Source organism: Mesorhizobium sp. P2_E6, from assembly GCF_056403835.1.
Genome location: NZ_JBFUEQ010000035.1, coordinates 1 through 2,137, shown reverse-complemented (window position 1 = coordinate 2,137; position 2,137 = coordinate 1). Strand labels below are relative to the sequence as shown.

General features: G+C 60.6%; 1 protein-coding gene. It reads right to left on the bottom strand.

The annotated features are described in order from the left end of the window. Positions 1-24: 24 nt before the first annotated feature. A partial coding sequence (locus AC1D08_RS33595; protein WP_477425338.1) for a beta strand repeat-containing protein occupies positions 25-2,137 on the bottom strand: 2,113 nt, incomplete at its 5' end.

The following is a 2,137-nucleotide window of genomic DNA, read 5'->3' as shown; positions in this document are numbered from 1 at the left end:
ACTTTGGGCCAGCGGCCTTCAACGTCAGACGAAGTGGAAGTCGTCCGCCGGATTGTACCCAACCACTGTCCGCCCAGCGCCGTCGTCTGCTACGGTGAAGCTGTCCGCATCGTAAGTGCCGATGATGTGGAGCGTGGCATCATGGGTGCCGTCCGAAACAGTCAACGTTCCTCCACTTCCATCCTGGTTTGCCTGATAGACAGCGGATGTTCCGGTGCTGAACCAGATATCTCCGAGGTCTACTTTGTCGTCATTGGTGATGCCGGCGATGCTTCCGCTGAAATCAAATGAATCATCCAGCCGCAGTGTGCCGGCTGCATCCACACCGAAAATGACGTCTGCGGACGAGGCGGCGTGAAATTCCAGCTGTGACATGTTTCCAATGATGGCATCGCCGTCGCCGGTAACCTGACCGCCTATAGCGACATTGCCGCCATTGGCCCAGATCAATCCGGAATTGGCGACGGCACCGTTGATCGCAAGGCCACCTGACCCCGTCGCCTCCAGCGTTCCCGAGTTGACGACGGTGTTGCTGCCGGTGTCGATAACCAGTGCATGGGTGCCGGTGGCGATGATCGTGCCTTGATTGTTCAGACCCAGCAGGCCGCCGCCGAGTTGGCCAGCGCCGGAGATGGTGTTGTCGATATTGGTCAAGGTGACATCGGCAGCCGTGCCCGAGATCACGTTCGCATCGCTATCGGACAGGACGATTTGCCCACCACCTTGCAGCGTGATTCCGTGCTGGATCAGCTGCAGCAGGGTGTTGTTGCCGGCCGAGTCGAGCGAGATAAGGCCAGTATTGTTGATTGTGCCGCTCAGCGGCAGCAGTGCGCCGTCGCCGATCGTCATGGTCCCGGCATTGTTCACCACCGGGGTCTGGTCGAAGACAAAATTGCTTCCGGTCAGCGCCGCTGAATGCACGCCGTCCAGTGTGATCGACTGGCCATCCGCAAGCGTGATCAAGGCATTGCCGTTGGCGTCGTCGGCCATGTGGGCCTGGACGTCGGCGAAGCTCGCGAAACCGGAATAGCCGATGAGATCGACCTGATCCGCGGCCGTGTCGAAGCTGTGCACCGTGTCATGGCCGATCGGCTGCGAGAAGACGAACAGGTCGTTCCCGCCGGAACCGGTCAGCACATCGTCACCGGACCAGGCGAAGATGGGTGAGCCCGATGCGAAGACCTCGACGTTGTCGGAGACCATCAGGCTGCCGGTGGTGCCATTGGTGTTTGTCCAAGTGACATTGATATCGAGGACGACCGCGCCGGTGAAGTCAGCCGCCGACGTGACAGTAAGTGCCCCCGGATCGGCGGTGCTTACCGTCCAGGTGCCGTCGCCATTGTTGACGCCCTCGCTCAGCGTCCAGCCGACAGGAACGCCCGCGATGGCCACCGTGATAGGGCCGAGATGATCAGCCGTGTCGAATAGGGCCAGGTTGATGGAGTGGCCGGCGACACCGGCGGGATTCAAGCTGCCAAATGTTGCTCCGACCGTATTGGCTGGAGCAAGGTTTCCAGCAATATCGGCAATGCCGGTAAGACTGCCGTCCTTCATCGTTAGCGTCAGGGTTTTTCCGCTGTTGCCTCCCGGTGGGTAGTTCACCGTAACAACGTAAGAAGATCCTGAACCACTAACCGATGCAATGGTTGCTCCGGAGACAGTCCCGGAAGTCGCGAAATCTGATACGTCAACTCCTGTTACAGACTCGATGAAGGTTACGTTGAAGGTTGCTAAGCGCGGATTTCCCGAACTCGTGTTCGTATTGGTGGCGATTGAAGCCGCCGGAGCGGTCGTGTCGACGGTAATGTCGAGCGCATGCGAGGTCGAGGCCGCGCTGGCGTTGCCTGCGACATCGGTCTGGATCGCCCGCACATTGTGCGTGCCTTGCGCAAGAGAGACGTCGAGGCTGAATGCCCCGCCGCTCACCGTCGTGGTCCCGAGGCCCTCGCCTCCATCGACTATGCCGTTGTTGTTGGTGTCGTCGAACAGCGTGACCGTCGCGCCGTTCTCGCCCGAGCCACTGATGGTCAGGGCCGAGGTGTTCTTGGTGATGTTGTCGGTGCTGCTCGAACCGGTATCGTCGGCGGCCGCCAGATCGAGGGCCGTCGGCGCCGCCGGAGCGGTCGTGTCGACGGTG